At 39.5% G+C, this 24010-nt stretch carries 11 protein-coding genes and 1 tRNA gene; 6 read left to right on the forward strand and 6 right to left on the reverse strand.

What is annotated here, in order from left to right; translation table 11 throughout:
* Positions 1-7: 7 nt before the first annotated feature.
* Together KIM67_RS03345 and KIM67_RS03350 are read right to left on the reverse strand one after the other, a co-directional pair.
* A complete protein-coding gene (locus tag KIM67_RS03345) occupies positions 8-2545 on the reverse strand; it encodes an HWE histidine kinase domain-containing protein (protein ID WP_213829956.1) in 2538 nt (845 codons plus the stop codon).
* Positions 2514-3089, reverse strand: a complete 576-nt coding sequence (locus KIM67_RS03350; protein ID WP_213829957.1) for a hypothetical protein — start codon at positions 3087-3089, stop codon at positions 2514-2516. The genes KIM67_RS03345 and KIM67_RS03350 overlap by 32 nt, the downstream gene beginning before the upstream one ends.
* Before the next feature lie 406 nt (positions 3090-3495).
* Here KIM67_RS03350 and KIM67_RS03355 point away from each other — a divergent pair, with 406 nt between their 5' ends.
* From KIM67_RS03355 to KIM67_RS03375, 5 genes are all read left to right on the forward strand, one after another.
* Positions 3496-7503 carry a chemotaxis protein CheB gene (locus KIM67_RS03355; protein WP_213829958.1) on the forward strand — a complete coding sequence of 1336 codons (4008 nt, stop codon included), beginning with the start codon at positions 3496-3498 and terminating at the stop codon, positions 7501-7503.
* Positions 7487-7882, forward strand: a complete 396-nt coding sequence (locus KIM67_RS03360; RefSeq protein WP_213829959.1) for a response regulator — start codon at positions 7487-7489, stop codon at positions 7880-7882. The genes KIM67_RS03355 and KIM67_RS03360 overlap by 17 nt, the downstream gene beginning before the upstream one ends.
* Before the next feature lie 126 nt (positions 7883-8008).
* The gene (locus tag KIM67_RS03365; RefSeq protein WP_213829960.1) at positions 8009-9859 is read left to right on the forward strand and encodes an ATP-binding protein; all 1851 of its coding nucleotides are present in this window, start codon (positions 8009-8011) and stop codon (positions 9857-9859) included.
* A 457-nt stretch (positions 9860-10316) separates the two neighbouring features.
* The gene (locus KIM67_RS03370; RefSeq protein ID WP_213829961.1) at positions 10317-10712 is read left to right on the forward strand and encodes a two-component system response regulator; all 396 of its coding nucleotides are present in this window, start codon (positions 10317-10319) and stop codon (positions 10710-10712) included.
* A 182-nt stretch (positions 10713-10894) separates the two neighbouring features.
* Positions 10895-12364 carry an ATP-binding protein gene (locus tag KIM67_RS03375; protein ID WP_213829962.1) on the forward strand — a complete coding sequence of 490 codons (1470 nt, stop codon included), beginning with the start codon at positions 10895-10897 and terminating at the stop codon, positions 12362-12364.
* Positions 12365-12932: 568 nt separating this feature from the next.
* Here the strand turns inward: KIM67_RS03375 and KIM67_RS03380 are convergent.
* The 3 genes from KIM67_RS03380 to KIM67_RS03390 all read right to left on the reverse strand — a co-directional run bounded on the left by KIM67_RS03380 (position 12933) and on the right by KIM67_RS03390 (position 21897).
* Positions 12933-13006, reverse strand: a tRNA-Pro gene (locus KIM67_RS03380).
* A gap of 82 nt (positions 13007-13088) precedes the next feature.
* On the reverse strand, positions 13089-13385 hold the full coding sequence (locus KIM67_RS03385) for a hypothetical protein (protein WP_163418363.1): 297 nt from the start codon (positions 13383-13385) through the stop codon (positions 13089-13091).
* A gap of 175 nt (positions 13386-13560) precedes the next feature.
* Complete coding sequence (locus KIM67_RS03390; RefSeq protein ID WP_213829963.1) at positions 13561-21897, reverse strand: T9SS type B sorting domain-containing protein; 8337 nt, start codon at positions 21895-21897, stop codon at positions 13561-13563.
* Between the two features lie 147 nt (positions 21898-22044).
* Here KIM67_RS03390 and KIM67_RS03395 point away from each other — a divergent pair, with 147 nt between their 5' ends.
* Positions 22045-23163, forward strand: coding sequence for a PQQ-dependent sugar dehydrogenase (locus KIM67_RS03395; protein WP_213829964.1), 1119 nt, complete (start codon positions 22045-22047; stop codon positions 23161-23163).
* A gap of 30 nt (positions 23164-23193) precedes the next feature.
* Here the strand turns inward: KIM67_RS03395 and murQ are convergent, their stop codons facing one another.
* Positions 23194-24009: an N-acetylmuramic acid 6-phosphate etherase gene (gene murQ / locus KIM67_RS03400; RefSeq protein ID WP_213829965.1), complete on the reverse strand. Its 816-nt coding sequence runs from the start codon at positions 24007-24009 to the stop codon at positions 23194-23196.
* Between the last annotated feature and the right edge of the window lies 1 nt (position 24010).

The raw sequence follows: 24010 nt of genomic DNA on the forward strand, positions 1-24010 counted from the left end.
TTCTCTACTAATATACATATCCATTGACAATTTCTTTCAATTTCTGTGTCTGAATAGGTTTCAGAATAACGGGGGCTTTGGGAAAGGTACTTTCATTGAGAAAAGAACTTCCATATCCTGTAATATAGTAAAAGGGTATATTTTTTCGCTTACATTCCGAGGCCACCTTGATGCATGTTTCTTTTTTTAAGTTAACATCCAACAATGCAAGATTGTAAGTGGTAGTGCTCAATGCAGCAAGGGCTTCCTCCTGATTCGAAAATGTATCTACCTGATTTACCTGAGGGTGTGATACAACTTTCTTCATATCCCTGGCATTCAGGAAATCATCTTCCAAAATGAGGATGTTGATACATCGGGCCTTTGAGACCCTCTCCGGTTCGTTAGCATCCTGCACCTGTTCCAGAACAAAAACATTATTCTTGTCTTCTCCGATAAGGTCTCCAGGGATTTTGAACTTGGCATAGAGCCCATTTTCCTGAAAATCGACTTCAGATATACCGGAAAACTCATATTTTAACGCATTTTCAATAATGCTCGTGCCAAACCCTACCTTGTTTGGAGGTGTAACGGAAGGTCCATCTAATTCTTTCCATTCAAGGAGCAAATCACTATTTTCTTTTTTCCAAGATACATTAAGCTTACCCTCTTTCATAGAAAGCGAACCGTATTTCACCGCATTGGTGGTCAACTCGTGAATGATGAGTACCATCATTGGAATGGTATCGGGAGCCAACATAATACTTGGTCCTTCAAGGTCGATATTGTCAGAGTGATTGCATAAAGGAGGTATAACTTTTAGAAGTAGCATTTTCAAATCAACCGAGTTATATGAACTTGAGGTAAGCAAGCTGTTTGCGTCGGCCAAAGCCAGAATTCGCTGTTCCAACGAATCTACGTAATGGACCACGGATTTTTCGTTTTCCGCAGTCTGTCTCGATATTGATCGTACCAAGGTCAGCACATTTCTCAGGCGATGGTTGAGTTCACGAACCACGATTTTTAGTCGCTCCGAAGTGGCTTTTTCAACCATTACAGCTCTTTTGAAGGTCTTGACCGCCACCTCCGCCACAGCAATCGTCTCGGCATCCCATAATTCGGATTGTCCCTTGTTCAATTCCGTAAAATGATTGAAAGAACTTCTGGGATGAAGACGTACTTGCGAATCTTCCACCACCACATCTTTTTTCGGGTTGCCTGCCCATGCAATGTTCTGTTCTACCGCATTCCGAAAGAAATAAATAAAAATATTTGGGTGGTCTTTATTTATTTGAAGGGCGAGCATTCCCCTAGAGTTGCCTATTCCGTTTACATGTAGCTCATTCAAATTAGTAAAATGATGAATTTCTTGCTCTTCGTTGTCCTTTATTTTTTTTGTAATCTTATGGATGGCCTTTATCGTAGGACAATCTCCATGAATTAAAATTTTCTTATCAATTTGATACGCCACACCATCACATTTTATGAGTGCTTTGAGCTTATCGGCATACTTCTTCCAGAAGGATCTTAGATATAGCGAGTTCTGGTTTAGGGTTACAAATTCTTCTCCATCCATATGGAGTTTGTTGATTCTTTTCTCTGCATTTCGTTCCAATTGCTGTTCCAAGACCATACTGACAAGCTGCCCCACCAATTCTGCCGAATAGGTGATTTCAGACGTTAGCTTTTTTGCGTCTTTATTGTGGAGGGCAAATAGTCCCCAAAGTTTATTGTTGATTACAATTGGGAGGGTCAAAGAGGAAGCTACCCCCATATTTCTCAGGTATTGGTTATGAATAGGAGAATTTCCCCTTAATATGGCCAAACTCAAGTTTAAAGGTGGTAAATCTTTCTGTGCCGCCTTAATACTTATTCCCTCGTCCGAAGTACTGGATATATGCCGTATCGATATCTTTAGAAAGAGCTCTCTTGCAATGGGTGGTATGTCGTATGCCGGGAAACGTAAACCCAAATAGGAATCCATTTTTCCATTGTTTACCTCGGCAACCACTTCTCCAGAATCATCAGGGTGAAATCTGTAGGCCATTACCCGATCATATTCAGTGATATTTTTCAAACCCTGTACGGATTGGGCCAAGATTTCATCGACAGTTTCCAATTTTCGTATGGTATCGAGGGTCCATTTCAAATGCGAGTTGATTTGAATGGTGGATAAGGGCTGTCCCACCGGAATAAACTCAAGTACTACGTATTTGTCCACACGAAACAGTGAGAGGTCTATTTCGCACTCGTTTAACACCATTATTTTTACCTGTTCTCGATGACGAAAGGCTGAACTGTGCGATGCAATGTTCGCAATAGCATGAAAATCCTCACTTTTGAACAAATCCCTTACAGAAAGCTCAAATATGTGGGCAGGGTTGAAATTTATATAATCTCCAATATTGTTAGAGGCATAAGTTATGGCCAAGGAATCAAAGTCAAAAGCCAACAACGCACCGTAACTTTGTATGAGCCCTGGAATCTCAATGGGCTCACTGTTACATGCTTCCAGTGCCTTTGCTTCAAGCTCTTTAGACCGCTGTAGTTCTTTTTCGAAGTTCATTGGAAGCTATTTTATATATGAGATCAAAAGTATGTTGGGCGGATTCAATCACTTGGTCATCAACAAACTTGCCTTGGGTTATAATTTTTTTTAATGTGTTCATTTGATTTTTTGAATGACCTACCAACTCTGTAAAATAGTATAATGGGCTTTGTATGCCCTGTTTTCTTGCTAAGGATAAAATTACTTTAGCTCCTGAGGATGAACCAGCAAACACATAAAAAGCACCTATTTGACTACTGATATCCGTGGCGACGAACAGGTTTCCTTGCAATTTTTGCATTTCGGCATCCAAATCGAGATCGTTTGCACCAAGATCTTCCTGCAAGGCTCTGATCAATGCGGTATTGTAAGTGTCTATTCCAAAGTTAGTCTCAAGATTTCCCAATAATGGTTGGCAATACACTCTGGCTACCAGCATGGTACAAAGAAAAAGATGCAAATTTTTTGTATTGACTTCATTTTTAAAGTTGAAAACCTCTTCAACAGCTTCATGTTGTGGTTTGGTATCGAGATATAGTTTATTTCGAAAGGAGTTATCCAAAGTGTATTTAATTAAAATAGTTTAGTTCATTGCAGCTAAAATAGACTTTTTTGGTAGGATAATACAACAACAAAGAATTAAAAAGTTTTCTTTCCACACAACTTGGTTTCTTCCTTGTATATGGAATAATTTCATTACTGACATGTTTTAGCGAGTTGATTTCATTACATCAAAAAATTAAATTTTTCAACCACAAAGCCTTGGCTTATACTTTTTTGCCATCAACAAGTTAGGTTTAGTTTTAAAAATATCGAGCGGGAATTCACACTCTTTTTTTACATTTTTTGAGATATACCGGAACTATTGCAGAAATATTCTTAAATTACTAAAGAATTAACTTACGTTTGCCTTTCCCCAAAAGGTTAAAAGTTCCTACTGATTTATATATTTAAAGTTTTGGTATTTAATGACTCAAAAAAGTAATTCACCCTTTCAAGAGCAAAGTCAACAAAAGAACAACGATATAACAACTGAATTTCAAATTATAGCTATTGGGGCTAGTGCAGGCGGCCTTCAAGCACTTAAAGAATTTTTCAACAATGTTCCTCCCGATTGCCCGCACAGTTTTGTCATTGTCCAGCATTTAAGTCCGGATTATAAGAGTCTGATGGCAGAATTGCTTTCAAAGAATACCTTGCTGCCAATTTATGAGATTAGCAACAACATGAAAGTGGAATCGGGCTGTGTCTACCTAATACCCCAAAAGAAAAATCTCACCATTCTTAATGGAAAGTTAATGTTGAAAGACAAACCAAAAGGCAATGACCTGAACTTACCCATCGATATCTTTTTCAGGTCTTTGGCGCAAGATTCCGGAGAAAAAGCGATTGGTATTGTACTAAGTGGAACAGGCAGTGATGGAACAAGTGGTAGCCGAAGCATAAAAGAGGCAGGGGGAATGGTTATGGTACAAGACCCTGTTCAGGCAAAGTTTGACGGAATGCCACAAAGTGCCATTAACACGGGTTTGGTTGATTATGTCCTGCCCGTGGAGCAGTTGCCCGCAGAGCTTATCAACTTTATAGAGCATCCTTCATCAAACGGCGTGGTGGAGAGCCAAATTGAAAAAGATGAGATAACTGTAGGTAGGATTTTGCACCAAATCCGAAACGTGACCAAGCTGGATTTTGAACATTACAAGCGTCCCACCATTATACGGAGAATTGCACGCAGAATCAGTGTGAACAAACTGCATAATCTAACGGAGTACCTAGATTTTATTTACGAAAGCTCTACCGAAGTGCACATCCTATCACGTGAATTCTTAATTGCCGTTACAAAGTTTTTCAGGGATTCCCGGTCTTGGGAGAAGTTAAGTCAGCTGGTCATTCCAAAATTGGTTGAGTCCAAACAGGCAGACGATCTGATAAAGGTATGGTGCGTAGGAACAAGTACGGGGGAAGAGGCATACAGTGTGGCAATTTTGCTATCTGAAGAAGTGGAACGACAGAAAAAACAGCTTGATATTAAGGTTTTTGCAACTGATCTGGAGAATAACCACTTGGAGATTGGAAGCAGAGGTGTCTATCCGGAAAGTATAATAGCGGATGTTTCACCACAGCGATTACGAAAGTATTTTACCCGAAAAGGAGATAAATATCATGTTGCTGAATCGCTGCGGCGAATGGTCATCTTTAGTCAACACGATGTATTGAAGGATCCCCCCTTCAATAAAATGGACCTCGCTATTTGTCGAAATCTGCTCATATACATCCAGCCCTTGGCCCAACGTAAAATCATTGGATTGCTCCACTATTCGTTGAATTTAAATGGTACACTGTTTTTGGGAAGTAGTGAGACCATCGGGGATTACAAAAATGTGATGCAAGAAGTGGATAGGGCGGCAAAACTCTATACCAACGTCAAACCCGCCAGATCGTTGGGGATGGAACCATTGAATTATCCTGACATTCAGAAAATGGCACCGGTCACCTCAGTCAAAAGTTCCAACAAGGTGAAGCTGGAAAACCAGATGGCAGAACTCATGAACGAGACCGTTGCAGAAGAATTGGGGCTAGCCGCAGTATATGTGGATAAAAACTACAATATCCTACATGCCGTTGGTGAGTTTAAAAAGTTTATTGAACTTCCGGACAAAGGGTTTAGCGTCAACTTATTAAAAATGCTTCCCGACAGTGTATCGGTTAGTATTGGAAGTGCTGTTAGAAAAGCCTTAAAGCAGGGGGAAAGAGTCCTGTACAAAGGTATGAAGATCAAAAAGGCAAGTGGTCATATTTATCACGTTAACTTGTTGGTAAACCCTTTTGACATCAATTTGATTTCGAATACTGGTGGTTGCATGTTGCTTTTTATCCCAACAAAAATAGAAGAGGGCACTGCGACAGTGATTGAGGAGACTTCAGGGGAAAATAACATTCGAATCAGCGAGTTAGAGGAAGAATTGAAGGAGACCAGGGAAAATCTCCAGGTAGTGGTACAGGAAGTGGAAACCGGTAATGAAGAATTACAGGCGACCAATGAAGAACTTTTGTCGGCCAACGAGGAATTGCAAAGTACCAACGAGGAATTACAGAGTGTCAATGAAGAATTGCATACGGTGAATGCAGAGCTTCAACAGAAAATCGATGACCTAGGGTCGCTCAATGCAGATATGGACAACCTTTTGCAAAGCACCGATATTGGGACCATTTTTTTAGATAGGGAATTGCGCATACGAAAATTCACCCCGGCCATACGTGAGCATTTCAGTTTAAGGGACAGTGATATCGATCGTCCCATACATCATTTTACCAGTAGCTTTGGTGATGAAATAGACCTTATTGCCCGTGCTCAAGAGGTTTTGGAGAACGGAAATCCTTACCAACGGGAAGTACTGACCAAAAATGAAAATTGGTTTTTAAAACGCATTACTCCTTACCACAACAGCAATAACTCCATTGATGGGGCGGTCATCAGTTTTGTGGATATCAATGAGCTAAAAGAGTCTGAGGCCCTAATTAAAAAGAGCGAAGAAGAGTTTAGGGCACTTTATGACAATGCCCCAGATATGTATGCCAGCTTTGACCCTAAGGGTATTATCATCAATTGCAACACAAGATTGGTGAACAATCTTGGATATTCGAATATCGAAGAAGTTAGAGGGCTTCACTTGTCCGATTTGTATTTGAAGGAAGACACCAACAAAGTGGAAGAATTCAAGAAAACAGGGAAGATGGAAAATGTAATGCGGCAACTTAGGCGCAAAGATGGTTCCACAATTCACGTAAGTGTAAATGCTGAAGTCCTCTATGATACCGAAGGAAACGAAGACTACACCATTACCGCTTTTAGGGATGTGTCCGCAATCCAAAAGGCTGAACAAAGGTATCTTGACCAAAACTTGGCATTCCAACAGGTCCTTGAAGGTACCATGGCTGGATATTGGGATTGGATGATACAAGAGGGTACAGAATACTTTAGCCCTACGTTCAAACAAATGTTTGGGTATAAGGATAATGAAATGGAAAATACCCCGGAATCATGGCAAAAGATAATTCATCCAGATGATTTACCTGGCGTTTTTGAAGCTTTTGACAAGCATGTGGAAACAAAGGGAGAATACCCTTATGATAACCAAGTACGTTACTTTCATAAAGATGGGAGCATTGTTTGGGTGCTTTGCCGGGGAAAGGTAATCGAGTGGGACAAAGACGACAAACCTGTTCGCATGGTTGGCAGCCATGTAGATATAACCCCCTTGAAGAACATAGAGGAAGAACTGTACAGCAGTAACAGAGAATTGGAACAATTTGCCTATGTGGCCAGTCATGACCTGCAAGAACCCCTACGAACAATTATTGATTTTGTAAAGTTGCTTGAGGAAGAGTATAAAGGCAAACTTGACGATGAGGCTAATACCTACATCCGATTTATAACCGAAGCCTCCGAACGAATGGGGACTTTGGTTAAGGCAGTGCTTGACTATTCACGAATAGGAAATGCCAAGGAAAGTACCCTAGTGGACTGTAATCAACTTTTGGAAAACATAAAGGATGATCTTACTAAGTCCATAAATGAATCCCAGGCCGAACTCAAGATAGGAAAACTTCCAAAAGTATGGGGATTTGAATTCGAGCTCTATTCTCTATTCTTTAATTTATTGTCCAATAGTATAAAATTTGTGGACGAAGGCAAAAAACCAAAGATTTCCCTAAAAGCAGAACGGAAAGATAATTTCTGGCAATTCAGGCTCAAGGATAATGGTATTGGGATCGATAAAAAGAACAAGGAAAGGGTCTTTGATATTTTTCAAAGGTTACATAATACCAATTCATACGAGGGAACCGGTATTGGGCTTGCCCAGTGCAAGAAAATAGTACAGTTACACGGGGGTAACATTAGTGTGGAATCGGAACCAGGCCAGGGGAGCTTATTTATTTTTAACATTTTAGACAGATATGAAAGAGAAACTTGATAGCATACTGTTGTTGGACGACAATCCTGCAACCAACTATATCCATAAAAAGTTTATTGAAAAGGTGAATTGTACGGAAAGAGTACTGGAATTTCAAAACGGTTACGAAGCCTTAAAATATATTCGTGACCACTCACACCGTCCACCGGATTTGATTTTTGTGGATATCAATATGCCCATAATGGACGCATGGGAATTTTTAGAAGAATTTGAGAAGCTGGAAGAAGGGCTACGCCAAAAGAGCAAGGTGTTTGTTCTCACCACGTCATTAAGCCCAAGAGATGTCGAAAAGGCAAATCAAATTGGGTTCATAGAAGATATAATGATGAAACCTTTGTCTACAGATGATATAGAACAATTAATGACGAAGTTCTTCTAAGTATAGTCACTTTAATGAATTCATAACACCTAGAAGGTGTTTTACAACATTTTATGACCGTTTTACAACATTTTTTAAAAAACTGACAATATTTCTACTGTAAATTGTAAGAAAAATCAACAATATATGGCACATCCAAACACTATCCAAACATCAACTACATGGCTAAAGGACATTCCATCCGCTATCGCTCTAATAGACAAAAACTTTGAAATATGTGATGCATCCCAGAATTGGTTCCAAAAGTTCCAGCTAGAGGGAAAAGAAAAAGAAACCAAAGGCGTAAACATCTTTGAAATATTCCCGAGATTCTCAGAAGATTGGAAAGTTAAACTTGATTACGTATTGGACGGCTTGCCCAACATTCAAATCATGGATAAAGTTGAAACCGATGGAGGGGATTCCCTAAAATACATTTGGCACCTTAATCCATGGAAAGACGGTTATGGAAATCAATTAGGGGTAATTCTTAATGTCCAGGATGTCAAGGATAACCACCACCTCCAACTGGAGCTACAACGTACCAGGGATAGCCTATACCAAAAGGGGAAGATGGCGAAAATTGGGAGTTGGGACTATAGCCTTTCAGAAAAAAATGTTACATGGTCGCAGAACATTAAGGAAATCTTGGGTATAGATTCTAATCTAAAAGGCACTTTGGAAAATATGGTGACATTTTTCAAAGAGGGTAGTTCTAGAGATACTTTTCAGACTATCTTGGAAATGGCAATTAGAACCGGTAAGCCTTGGGATGAGAATCTTGAACTTGCCACACCTGGTGGTAAGTCCATTTGGGTCAAAAGCATCGGAAGACCTAAATTCAAGGATGGAAAGTGTTCAAGGATAATAGGTACGTTACAAGCCATTTCACAAACTCGGGAAACCAGTTCTGCCCATAATCAGTCTAGCGCTTCATGGAACTACGATCCATTTTTTCAACAATCACCAGTGGGTATGGCTATCGTAGATTATACCACTGGTAAACTTTTGCAGATCAATGAGACTCTTGAAGCCCTTATTGGAAAAACGAACAAACAATTGTCCAACAAATCTTATCGTAATTTTTTAGATACCAAGAAATTGGGGCGAAAAAATCCTGTTACACAATTATCCAAATCAGGTCGTTTTGGACCATTGGACATAGAATATGTTAGAGGAAGGACCAAGAGCCTGAACGTACAACTCAAGGGTAAAGTGATTGAAGGTCAAAATAAAAGTAAGCTCGTACTTATTACTGTAGTGGATATAACCAAGCAGAATGAAAAACAATTGGTCTTGGAAGAGAAAATTGGTCAGACCAAGGATGAAATTAAAAAATTGGTCAATTTTGCCCATATGACCTCCCATAACCTAAAAGGACAGGCAAGTAACTTTTCTTTATTACTTCAATTTTTGAAGACCGAAAAGATGGAGGAGGAACGAAAAACCATATTTACAATGTTGTCTCATGCCAGTGAAAGTCTCACCGATACCATAAAAGGATTAAGGGAAATTGTAACCATAAGGCAGAATATCAATCTTCGAAAAAGACCGCTTTCTTTCAATGAATACGTATTCAAGGCAGAACAGGGCCTATCTGGATTGATTAAAAAGGAAGAAGCCAAAATTGTAAATGAAATACCTGACGATTTAAAGGTAAGGGCGCTGCCGGTCTATTTGGAAAGTATTATAGGCAATGTATTGTCCAATGCGATAAAATTCAGGAAGAAACATAAAAAGCCTCTAGTGGTCATTTCTGCACAAGTGAAACAGTATTACACTGTGGTAAGTATTGAGGATAATGGAATTGGATTGGATTTGAAAAATCATGAGCAGAAATTGTTCGGACTTTATGAAGCCTTTCAAAAAGAAAATGATTCAAGGGGAATGGGGCTTTATCTGGTCAAATACCAAATGGAACTTATGAAGGGAAGTGTGGAATGTGAAAGTAAACCAAATGAAGGAAGTGTTTTTAGACTGTTCTTTTCCAATAAGTAAGCCAATATTTCTGACTTGACACCCGACTTTCGGATTATTAAAAAGATGTCCACGATTTTGGGAGATTTTGATTTTCAACTTAAGATATCTATAGCCTCAGGAATACAAATGAATGACCGTGATTTGGATTATTGTATTGATATCCTTGATATGCCTTGTGATTTCAATTATTCTTATAATCAGAGAATGTAAGGTTGAACAAGAAAAGGAATCTCTAAATTAATCTGGTTGGATGCAGCAGGAAGGGCTCTTAATCCATAAACTACCCGTAGAGATTTTAATTTGGAAAAGATATTTAATAGGTAAAAAACTACTTTATTCATAGTATTATGCTATTTAATTCTTGCATATAGATTACAATAAACCGATTAATTAATAGTTGATGATAAGTAAAATGTTATTTTTAATATTTAGCACAAACTGATTTATAACACATTAACTATTAAAAGTTTTAAAAATGTACAAGGAAATCTATTTAGTCGATGACGAAGACTTGGTAAACACAATCAACACAATTCATTTCAGAAAAATGGGTATGGAGGACAAGGTCAAAAGCTTTACCAACCCCGAGCTGGCTTTGGATGAATTGCGTTTTCGTAAAAATAATGAGGATAGAACATTGATTCTTTTGGATATTAACATGCCCGAAATGAGTGGTTTCGAGTTTTTGGAATTTATGGCCTCGGAGGATTTTCCGGAAAATAATGAAGTACTGATAGTAACCTCTTCAGAATCAGATTCTGATAAGGAAGAAGCTTCCAAGTATGATAAATATGTAAAAAGATTCATATCCAAGCCCTTACAGACCAGGCATTTAGAAGATTATCTGCAAGGAGCCTATACAAAACAATAATACGTATTTCTTTTTTCTTAATTTTTTAGAAGTGCGATGGATTAGATTGAGGTGAAAACTTATACCTCTTAATCGTTTGTGGAACTATTTCAGCGATTAAAATAGCGCTTAATGGACTTGTATTTTGAAAAGTTAAACCACAGGTAACCACACCACTTGTTTGAAAACAATTATACTTTTTTATGAAATCAAAAATTGGGATTTTTGATAAGGAGAATAGGCTGATTCCAAAACATGGGGATGATGTTACTTGGTCAATCAATCAGGATTATCAGCTTACCTTTTTTAGTCATTCCTTTGAACAGCAGTTTGTCAACGACTTCCAAATTGCACCTGAGATAGGTATGGATTTAAGGTCTCTGGGGTTGAATGATGTTTTTTTTCATGCATGCAGCAAGGGTTATGCAGCGGCATTGAAAGGAAAGCCACTTGTGTATCTTTCAACAATCCAAAAGGATGGAAGAGGAAAGGTATTTGAACTTTCATTTCTTCCCTTTCATAATGTTTCAGGAGAGGTTTTAGGGTGCTGTATGCAACAAAAAGATGTTACGGCAGAGTCTGAGGCTTTACAATTGCTTGAAGATAGAGATCGTAAATATAAAGAAGCTCAAGAGATAGCGAATGTTGGCCATTGGAATTGGGACATGCTAAAAAATGAGATAAGTTGGTCCGATCAACTTTTCAGGGTCTTTGGACAGAAGCCTGGAAATTTTGAAGCTACTTATGAAGCTTTAATGGATATCATTCACCCTGAAGATAGAGAAGCATTCAATGCCGATGTGGAAACCTCTATAAAAGAAAATGTGCTCCATGATATGGTACATCGTATTATGCTCGGAGAAAATGATGTGAGATATGTTCACCAAAAGGGTCGAGCATACTATAATTCCAATGGAAAGCCTATTCGGATGTCAGGTACTACTCAGGATGTAACTTCAGAGATATTGGCAAATCAGAGAATTGTGGAGCAAAACAAAGAGCTTGAACATTTTGTCCATGTCGTATCCCATAACTTAAAGGGACCTATTTCTAATCTTTTGATGCTATTGAGTGTATATAACTGGGGGCGAGATACAGAGAATGACATTATTTTGAAAAAGTTTGAAACTACCTCAAAGGCTCTACACCAGACCATGAAGGACCTCAACCTTTCCCTTTCCTTGAGAAGTGTTGATAAGGAACGCTTTAGGGATATTTATTTTGAATCAGCGATGGAAGATGTTCTTGGTTTGCTCTCTGAGGAAATTGTGAAAACTGGTACTAGCATCACTATGCGTTTCAGCAAGGCGCCTACAATGAAAGGCGTCAAAAGTTACGTAGTGAATATACTTTATAATCTCATCTTAAATGCGATTACATATAAACAAGAAGGGCGAACTCCCAAGGTGCGAATTTCTACCATGCTAAAAGAAGGTTCCTTGATTTTGACAGTTGCTGACAACGGAATTGGGATTAAGCTCACGCCGGAAAGAGAAAAGAAGATATTCGATATGTATGGAAGGTTAAGCGGGAAGACAGAAGGAAAAGGCTTGGGGCTATATCTTGTAAAAACACAGGCCGAAGCAATGAATGGTAGAATTGGAGTTAAAAGCGAAACGGGAATTGGAAGTAGCTTTACTATAAGATTTGAACTTCCTCCAGATTGTTCCTAATAACTGTCGCCAAACCTAAACCATTTTTACAGATTAACGCAAAGATTCTGTGATTTCAATTAGATTAATATATTGCGCTCATACTAGTACTTGGACTACCCCAAATACAGTGAATGTAGTTTCAATAATTACGTGAGTTGTTAACCAGATTTCAGTACAAAATCACCGAATTTAAAGATTTATATGGAATGGCATTACAAAAATTGGAGAGGATTCCTTGAAAGGCAAAAATAATTCTAGACTTTAATCCAGCGTTCTGAAAAACCAACTTTTTTTAAGACCAAGTATGTTCTGGACTAGTTGTAAACAACCTCACTAACAATTGAACTTATGTTCTAAAGTTCCAATCTGAGAAGAGTTTAATTGTTCAGGTTCAAATCCTGTTCCCCGAGAACCTTATAAGTGAATCGCAGCAATAGCGGATGGTTCGGTAGAAAGGTCTCCTAAAAGGTCACCTTCATATACGGTTTTGTACTCATTTGAACTGATTTGCACCTTTAACCTTAAAAAACAAAATCCTGATAATCAATATATTATCAGGATTTGAGGTGTTAAGAAAATATTAAAGTCGGGATGACAGGATTTGAACCTGCGACCCCACGCCCCCCAGGCGTGTGCGCTACCGGGCTGCGCTACATCCCGAAATTGGATTGCAAAAATATAAATTTTAATGACACTCGTGTACTAGATTTAGGAATTTAAAGTACAGTTTTGAAGAGGTCCATCATAATCCTGACAGAAACTCCCTGATCTCTATGCTAAATGCCTCTCGAGCTTCAGCTGAATCGTTAAGTGGATTAAAAAGAAAATAGCCTAAAGCTTGATCATGACAAAACTCATCTAAATCGCTGCCTTCCCATAAATGATAGCTTACCAACAAAGTATTGTAGTCAATCTTATAAGGTTTATTACTTGCATTATACCCATTTAGGTATAAGTTTAGAAGAAAAACCGAGGAATCAAGTTCACTATATTCATTGGTCAAAAATGAAAATGTTGGGGTAGACTTATTGTCATTCATTTAGAAGGATATGTTATGGTTCAGTTTGATTGTTTTACTATCGAGGGGTAAATTAGTGATTTTCAATTTAAAAATATAGTAATCCACCAGCTCTTTTGTAAGATAATGTTTCATAAAACAAACCAATCCATACAATCCTAAGAGATTTAATCAAAACACAATTATTCAAGAAATACTATCTGTACAATGTAAAGTGACCCACAAATTGTTGTTTATCCTCATCATTTGCATTTACAACGTACCAGTAATCCCCTGTAGGCAACTCATTTCCTTCATAAGTTCCGTCCCAACCTTTTACCTGATTCAATATGGCAACAACTCTACCATAACGATCATAAATCTTTACTTCTAGATTAGGGAACAGCTCACTGTTGCCAAGCCTCCAGAAATCATTAAGGTTATCTCCATCCGGTGTGAAGAAATTAGGAATCTCTGGCATACTGTCAAAATCAAATGGCATGACAAGATTGGCGACACATCCATTTTGGTCCCTGACCATAATATTAATATTGGCATCTTGGAGTACGGTAAATACATTAACCTCACCAGTGGATTCTCCTTGGAAGAAGTACTCGTATCCTCCAAATCCACCAGTAGCGATTGCCGTTACTTCATTCTCCGCTGATTTGACAGCTTCAAGAGTCAATGGTTCGTATTCCTCAACTTCAAATTCAACAAATGTCACACAACCGTTTTGATGATAAATGTAAACTGTATGTTCTCCTGCAGGAAGGTCACCAAAGGTTCGTTGTTCCGTTGCCAGACTAATATCGTTTTCATCCAAAGAGAACAACAAATTTGGTAGTAGGGAACTGTCAGTTATGGAAACAGTGGCCGTACTATTGGGGAATATCCCATCACAACCATATTCTACTATAGGTTCTGCCATCAATTCTATTCCCAAACCAATATCCGCAATCACGTTAGTTTGACAACCATTAGCATCTCTAACAAAGATCACATAGGTCTCTCCACCTATTAGATTATCGAAGAAGAATGTACTATCCAAGGTAAAGTCGGCATCATCCGCTGAATTAACACTGGTATAATAAGGAGCAGTACCTCCGCTAACAGATAGCGTTAAAGTTCCATTCCCTTCGCCCAAACAAATTTCGGGAGTTGTAGATGCTACAGCAGCGACAAGCTCCATTGGTTGCGTTATCTCTACAGTTCGGGTAATTGTACAACCCAAGTCGTCCTGAATAATCACATCGTAGGTTCTTGGTGACAAATCATTAAATGTTTTTCTATTTGGGTTTGATGGGTCATCGCCTTCAAAAAATTCACTTAACGTATCGGAAATTGAATAACGAATCTGTCCTGTTCCGCCACTGGCTTCTATAATAATCTGACCATTGGTATCTCCTGCACAAGCAACTGGGACTGCTTCCAGATAATCCAATACTAGAGGTGGTGGAGAAGTTATTACTATAGGGGTCGAAATTGTTTCACAACCACCACTATCGGCATATACGTAATAGGTTCCGGGACCTAGATTTCTAAAGATTCCCGATGCTTGTCGGTTTCTCACTATATCACTTGCAATTGGAGCGTTGGGAACACCACCATTCGCTGCACTGCCCAAGTCATTGTTCACTAGGGTATACATATAGCTACCTATTCCACCAAAGGCTTCGGAGCGAATAATACCAGTCGCCTCACCAGCACAATTAATGGTAGCGTTTGTAAGGTCCAAACTAATTACCAAAGGTGCTGCAGGATCTAATCGAATTTCATTTGAGCGTTCAAATGGACATCCGTTAGAGTTTTGGACCTCATATTGGAACGGACCTGGATCAATTGTGATATCAGCAGTAATTTCAATACTTGTCATTCCAGTTCCAAAAGGTATAAAAGAACCACTAGTACCCTCTCTTCGATAGAAATAGTCCACACCTACTTCTGGATTGGTCACCCTTAGCTCCATTCTTCCTATATCTCCACAACCTGGAGGCTGAAGCTCAACTAGTTCTGCAACTATAATTTCTGGATCTTGAATTGTTATTGGAATCGTTTGACCTTCACAGTTCCATCCATCAAAAATTGTAATCCTATATTCTCCCGCGGATAGGTTTGCAAATGTTGGGGTTGTCTGTAAACCACTATTAGTTCCATCTGTTATCCTGTTCAATTGATATAGATAGTTTCCTGGGCCCTGTCCTCCCGTTTCATTAAATGCTTCAATAATACCGTCATTATCGTTATTACAGGCTAAACCTTGAACAATTCGAATATCTGCGGTAATAGGATCTGGCAATAATAAATCTTGGTTTGTCGTTGCTTCACAACCTTCAATATCCCTAATATTTATTGTATAGCCAAGACCTGCAGATAGATTCTCGAAGACAGGATTGGTATTGGGGTAATCAACCAGAACAGTAACACCATCGGGAGCTATCAATTGATATTGATAGGTACCCCAGCCACCATCGCCAGTAGCGGTAATTTCCCCTAAACCGGGAACATTACAGGTAACATCAGCTGTTTGAAGTGTAGTTACCGTAAGTGGCCTGTCTGGTGACCTTACCGTAGTTACATTGCTTATAGCATCACAAAATGGCGTATCCAATGCTTCAATACGGACCACTAAGTTTCCGGCAGGCACCCCAGTTATAATCTCTGGGGAATTGATAGGTGCATTGGTATCAAAACTTCCCGTAACTCCTGTTGTTGTCTCAACTCCAGAGTTGTCCCTAGAGAAGACTTCATAGTTGTACTGCCCAGTATAGTTATTGACTTCTAAACTAATTTCACCATCACTAGAACCAAAACAAGATACCGGGCTTACCTCAGCTATTATGGGTTCTATGGTATTGTATTCGGGCACATTGACCGTAGTGGTCAAATATGAACACCCACCGCTACCAATATCAGTAACCGCAAAAATATAGTCCCCTGGAGTTGAAATTGGCCATACAACCCTATCTGTACCCGATGAGCTTCGTGGTGTTTCGGAGCCTAATGGCAGAATTTCCACTTGATAATTACCCGGTCCTTGATCTACAATAATTGTTATGGAACCTGGACTAACTCCAGAACCAGAAGAATCACAAGTAATTTCGCCGACAGCGTAGGTAAAAGTAATATCGGTCGGAGCATTTATAGTAATTGTTTCGGTTTCTTCACATCCATTCTGATCTCTTACTGTAAGTATGATGCTTTGGTCCGTACCATTATCCACAACCTCAAAAGTATTGCTGGTCTGGAAGTTTGTACCGTCAAATTGGGCAGTGCCATCGTTCATACTGTACGTGTATGGGCCAGTACCTGTAGCTGTCCCTGATCCATCCCCGTTTGTATCTGTAAAAATAGTTATCGTTGCAGTACTAAATTGGTTACTGGATGGGTTACAACTAAATTCAGTATTTATAGTATTGACCATCAATGCGGTTGGTTCACTGATAATAATATTGGCTGAACGATCTGTACACCCCCTATCGGATACCACTTCAACCTGATAGGTATTGGGTGTCAAATTATCAAACACAGGAGAACCTTGGGGTCCTGCAATTACCGTAGAACTAGCTCCATCGTACAATATGTAACTTAGCGGAGTATCTGTATCGGTTCCAGGTTGCAATTCTACTGATATTGTTCCATTGTCAGCTCCGTTACAAGTAATATTTGTACTTGGTGTAGCTGTGATAACTGGTGTATTTACCGTAGATACATTTACAACAGCCTCATCCGAACAAAGTGGCGATGTATTGGAATCCAAATCGGTTACTAAAATGTTGTAATCTCCAGGGAATACACCTGTAAATATATTTGAGCTTTGTGGAGGTCCGATATCCGTCAAAGTTGCATCATCACGTAGTTGGTACCTAAAATTACCACTACCCCCTGTGGTATTCACAACAATTTCACCATCACCTGCATTACAGGTTGGAAAGGAAGTTGCATTGGCACTTATCGCAAAGAAATCGAAAACATCTGCAGTTACTGTATTTGTACATCCGTTACCATCTCTTACAGTTATAATGTAACTACCTGGATTTGGAACTACAAAATTGACACTGGTCTGGTATCCACTACCTATATTGTATTCAAATGTTTCTTCTGGTAGACCAGAGCCTGTTGACAAAGGAGCCGTTACCTCTATTTGGTAACCACTTACTGCAGTACATTGGTTCGTAACATCTATGGTTGGCGTTGGAACTCCAGCATCTTGGGTTACTGTTGCCGTTGTCAGTGCTGTACATCCATTAGCATCCTGAACATAAAAATCATAGTCGCCAGGATAGGGTCCTGCAATTTCAAAAGTTGTCTCCGATGCAAAGGTAGAAGGTGCTGGATCACCTGTAGGAACAAAAGCATACGTAAACGGTGCTGTTCCTCCAAAACCTCTTACCGTTACAAAAGCTCCTGCATTACAAGTAGCCGCCACATTGTTATCTATAATGATTGAAGGTGAACTGAAACCAATAAACACCAAAGTGCTACCGCTACAACCCAAATCATCTGTAACTATGATTTGGTAATTGCCTGGTGCCAAGCTTGTAAAGGAATCACTAAAAGGCATTGACTCGCCAGTAAATGGTGTAGGTCCTGATACCGTTGCACCCGTATCAGTATTCTCTAAGGTAACCGTGAAGTTTCCAGAAGGGATGCCATTGACTTCATACGTAATGCTTCCTGTTCCCGATACATCACATGATGCTGAAGTGGCAGTTGCATTTACCGTAACAGGGTTTGATGATATTATAGGATCAATTTCCTCGATATAAGTACATCCATTTGCATCTCGCACCTCTACAAAATAGGTGACCCCTGGAACTACTTGACCTGTAAAATCGTAGGTATCTCCACCCGAAGTAGCTGGATTAAATATAGGTTCCCCCACTAGCCTAAACTCATAAGGTGCAGTACCTCCACTTGCTGTAACTACAAATGAAAAGGTAGAATCTGAACATGATGTAGGTGATCCTACTGGGGTTAAATCCAATTCATTTTGATCAATGATAAATTCGTCCCTATCCTCACAACCTTGAGAATCCGTAACAACTACAGTATAATTACCTAATGGAAGGTTTGGAAAATTAGCCGTAAGACTGGGAGTCCCTATAGATGAAGCGATTGGAGTACCATTCACGTCCAATAAGACATAATCAAAAGGTGCTACACCAGTACCCCCCGTAATTGCAACAGCAACAGAACCATTTACGGTTCCTGATGTACATACTGCATCAGTAGGAGTGGCAGTTGCCTCTAAAGCAGAACTATTACCAACGGTTGCGGTCAGACTTACTTCACACCCTCTACTGTCCCTAATCACAAAACCACCATGGGTTCCAGGTCCATAACCAGAGAAGATGTTTTGTGAACTAAAAGTTGCCCCTCCATCATTACTGTATTCATATGGTGGTACACCTTGTGTGGTATCGGGAATCAATTCTACGATTCCACTAGTATTATCACCACACTGCGTATCCGAGCCTACCGCTGAACCCGCTATGGTCTCTGGTGGAGAAATGGTCACAATATTTGATTCCGTGGTACAGCCACGACTATCCGTAATCAAAAATTGAAAGGTAGTGTCTGTAGTTATGGAACCGTCATTGGGTACATTGTAAATAAAAGAGTTTCCAGTAATATTATTGTTGTTCGATGTGTACCCACCTCCGTTTATCTGCACTTCATAAATATCGTAATCCCCACTGGTAGTATATCCATTACTTATATTGACACGAATCTGTCCCGGAGGGCCCGCACAGTCCAATTCTTGGATAGTCGTTGCCAAGGCAGTAACCTGAGGCTCGATTGTTGCCGTGACAGTATCCCTACAATCATTGGCATCAACAACTTCTATGGTATACGTTCCTGGTGTAAGGCCAGCAAATGTACTACTGGCACCTAATGGACCGCCATTAATTCTATATTGATAAGGTGCTGTACCTAAAGTTGCGTTAACTACTAAGGTTGCAGCTGTAAAATTATCATAACAAAAATCTGAAGCACCCAAATCCAATGTTAAAGTCGGGGCTTCTAATTCGGTAAGTGTAAAACTGTCTGTAACTGTACAGCCGTTGGCATCCGTAACGCTGACCTGGTATGTACCATCTTGGGACAGGTTTGAGAAAACACGTCCATTTTTTGGGCCTCTTGTTGTAGCATCTGGCTGTGTCAAAGTATAACGATTACCTCCCCAACCTCCTACTGTATTAACCCTAACCGAACCTATATTTCCATTTTGGCAACTCATATCGGTTACGTCCAAACTAGAGATAGCAAATGCTACAGCTGGTTCTTCAATAACCAATGTCGCCGTATCGGTACAATTGGTATCTTCATCGGTAACGGATATTACATAATTTCCTGCCGTCAATCCCGTAATAGGAATTATACCACTACTTTGAGCCGTTTGCACTGCGCCACCATCTATACTATAACTATAGGTAGTATTGAATCCATCAACCAAAAAGCGTCCTTCACCGTCCGAATCTCCAACACAAGTAACCACTCTGGTCTGCTGTGCCACCACACCAATTGAACTGATGTCCGTAATTGCATAGTTCTCATCATAGGAACAACCTTCGTTATCAGTTACCCTAAACGTGTAGGTACCCAATCCCAAACCAGAAAAATCATTATTAGTACCATTATTGATAGCACTTCCCGACGGAGCAATAATTTCATAAGTATAAGGTCCTGTTCCCCCGGTTACGCTCAAACCAACCGTTGCTGTAGTTGTTATACAGTCTAAACTTGATATGGTGAAGCTTAAATCCGTAGGTTTATTTAAGGAATTAAAAACAATTGGGGTCAATGATTCCACGCATCCATTAGCGTCTCTGATCAATGGAGTATAACTTCCAACTCCTAGATTGGAAAAGACAGGATTTGTACCAAATCCGGCTCCAATACTGAATTCGTATGGTGCCGTTCCTCCTGAAACTCCTGAAATTGTAATTTGTCCACCATTTTCATTTAGACATGTTGGCACAGAATCTGGAGTAGCAGTGGCTGCGATACTTGAAGGTGTTCCAATCGTTCCTGTTATCGGTGTTGTATCACAGGTAAATGAGTCTTGCTCATACCTCAACACGATATCATAGCTTCCCGGAGCTAGGTTGGAGAATACATTACTTGTTTGAAAAGTTGCCCCATTATCGTTACTATATTCAATTTCATACCCAAACCCGTTGGTAACATTAACAGTAATTCTACCATTGTTAGCTCCACCACAATTGGCATCTTCCTCGGTTAAATTGAAAATAGGAGGAGGTATATTAGGAACATCGACAGAAGCACTTCGTTGACAACCATTGGCATCTTCTACCAAAATTGCATATGTAGCGGGAGTATTTACTGTAAAGAGTGTTGATCCCGTGTAAGTTGCACTAAACGGTCCGCCATCCACACTAAAACGATATGGCGCGGTACCTCCAGAAGTAGTCAAATTTACATCTATTGAAGTAGCGCCACAACCAAAACTCTCTGAAGCGGTAGCAGAAACGGCTAGAGGACTTATTCCTCCGCCAATTTCAATTGTATTTCCACTAGTATCTGTCGTTACCGTTTCTGAACAATCATTGGTTTCTACTCTAATCTCATAGGTTCCGGGACTGACATTAGCAAAAGTATGGGAGTCAGAGACATTAGGACCGAATGTGTTTATAGTAACCCCATCCTTGATTAGCCTATACGTGTAAAACCCAGGGACACCGGATACTTGCACGTCTATACTTCCCAATTCACTTGGACAAAGAATATCATTGGCCGTTACATCTACTGTAATGTCCAAATTTTGGATAGTTTCCGTATTGGAAGGAAATAAACAAGCACTTGCAGAAACACCCTTTAAACGCACCCATACACGGTAATCGCCTGGAGTTGCAATATCAAAAAATGGATCATCTTGGTAAGGCCCTGCTGAGCTATTCAAACTATATTCATATCCAGCTGGTACATTAGTTACCTCTACCCTACCTGGATTTCCACAAATAATATCTTCTGATATCAACTGTGGATCCAATGGGTTCAGTGTCGATTTAAAATAAAAGAACTGGCCTGAATCAACACGAACCCTAAATTCACCAGCGGTGCTTAAATCATAAGTTGCATTTGTTCCCACGGTATTCCAAGTGCATGCCGTGTTTATCGTAGGACAATCATCTACAACCGTAGGAGCACAGGTATTAGGGTCAAGCTGTTGCCACTGATAGCTACTACCAGATTGGCTTAAGGTCAATGTTCTGATATCACTAACACCACACAAGAAGAATTTAGCCAATGTACTTCCATCATTTGGACATACCACTTCTTCATTGGCGCCTTGAATGATGGTCATGAACATGCTACTGTTCGCTGAGGAAAAAGTAGTTGTATTTGTTACGGAGTCATCAACTTTGTCTACTGAAGAAACAGCTTCAGTACTAGCTTTGGAAATGGTGGACACCAGTCCGTTCCAAATAGAACTGACCTCTGTTTTCGCCAAAACTGTTGAGCAAAAAATTGATATGAAAACTAAAACCACGGCATAAAGAAGATGCCTTGTTTTTCTAGGAAGCATAGGTTAAGTCTTATTATAGCAGAATACTTCGGATTTGGGGTCTTTATATTCCTAGTTGTAATTATCTAAACTTATAAATTTCTATTTATCTTTCGGCTGTATTTAACCGTATTTCGTCTATTAATTCATCTATTTGAACGTTAAATTATGAAAAATAGTGCTCTACTTCTTTATTTTTTCGTTGTAATGCTCTATTCGTCTTGTGCTCAAAATACGGATAAGGGCATAAATCTTCCGTCAAAGACTGATTTTACTGCTAAACTAGTAGTAGAGCAGGTGCAGAATCCCTGGGGTTTAGTTTTTCTACCTGATGGTAGCGCTTTAATTACAGAAAAAGCAGGAAAAATTTTACTATTTAAAAATGGCAGTACCAAAGAGGTAACCAATTTGCCAAAAGTTTATGTTAGAGGGCAAGGTGGACTCTTAGATATTGAACTACATCCCAACTATGCAAAAAATGGTTGGATCTATCTCTCCTACTCCTCGGATCAAGGCGAAGGAAAAGGAGGTAATACCGCGATTATGAGAGCTAAACTGCAGCAAAACAGATTAGTAGACAAACAACTGCTCTACAAGGCAGGGCCAAACACTACCAAAGGACAACATTTTGGATCCAGATTGGAGTTTGATGGTAAAGGATACCTCTATTTTTCTATAGGAGATAGGGGCAACAGGGGTGTAAATCCCCAAGATATAACCAAAGACGGTGGGAAAATCTATAGAATACATGATGATGGAAGCATTCCCAAGGACAATCCATTCGTAAATTCATCAAGGGCCAAAACTGCAATTTTCAGTTATGGACATAGAAACCCGCAAGGTCTGACAATGCATCCTGAAACTGGTGAGCTATGGGAACATGAACATGGTCCAAGGGGAGGTGATGAAATCAATATCCTAGAAAAAGGAAAGAATTATGGTTGGCCAGTAATTACTTATGGTATCAATTATAGTGGTACTAAAATTACCGATGAGACTTCAAAAGAAGGAATGGAGCAACCTGTTTATCAATGGACCCCTTCTATTGCACCTTGTGGAATGGCCTTTGTATCTTCCAATAAATATCCCGATTGGAAAGGAAACTTATTGGTTGGGTCTTTGGCTTTTCAATATTTAGAACGATTGGTATTGAAAAATAATAAAGTGATCTACAGGGAAAAACTATTGGATGGCATGGGCAGGGTACGTAATGTAAGGCAGGCACCAGATGGGTTTATCTATGTTGGTATTGAAGGTAAAGGTATTTATAGGTTAGAACCCAAGTAAGCTTTTACCTTTGAGTTTAATGCTTATTTGTTACTTCATGGCTTCCATCGCGTTTTTGACGGAACCATATTTCTTTAAGGCTTTTTCAGCAGCATTGTAATCAAGTCCTAATTCCTCCACCAAATAACGTGTTCCTCGATCTACCAATTTGGTATTGCTCAGTTGCATATTGACCATTTTGTTGCCCTTTACTCTACCTATTCTAATCATAAGGGCAGTGGAAATCATATTGAGCACCATTTTTTGACTCGTTCCACTCTTCATTCGGGTACTTCCAGTTAAAAACTCTGGACCCACATTGATTTCCATGGGAATATCGGTATCCGTAGCTAAGGGTGAACCTGGATTATTTGTAATTCCCGCAGTCAAGATACCATGGTCTTTTGCATAGGCAATACCGCCCAATACATAAGGTGTGGTTCCTGATGCAGCTATACCCAACAAAACATCGTTTGCGTTTATATCGTATTCCTTTAAGTCCTTCCAAGCTTGGTGAACATCATCCTCTGCAAATTCAACTGCCTTTCTGATCGCACTATCGCCACCTGCAATTAATCCAATGACCCTATCATGTGGCATTCCAAATGTTGGAGGTATTTCCGAAGCATCCAAAATACCCAATCGCCCGCTGGTACCCGCTCCAATATAAAAAAGACGCCCACCTCTCTCAAAACGTAAAGCCAAAGCATCAACTAACTCAGCAACTTTGGGCAGAACCAATTCAACGGCATCTGCTACTTTTTTGTCTTCATTATTAATATTGACGATTATATCTAGAGTATCCATTTGATCCAACTGATCGTATAAGGATGGTTTTTCTGTAATCTTGATGTGATTTCCTCCCACT

It is taken from the genome of Flagellimonas sp. 389 (assembly GCF_018449435.1).
GTDB lineage: Bacteria > Bacteroidota > Bacteroidia > Flavobacteriales > Flavobacteriaceae > Flagellimonas.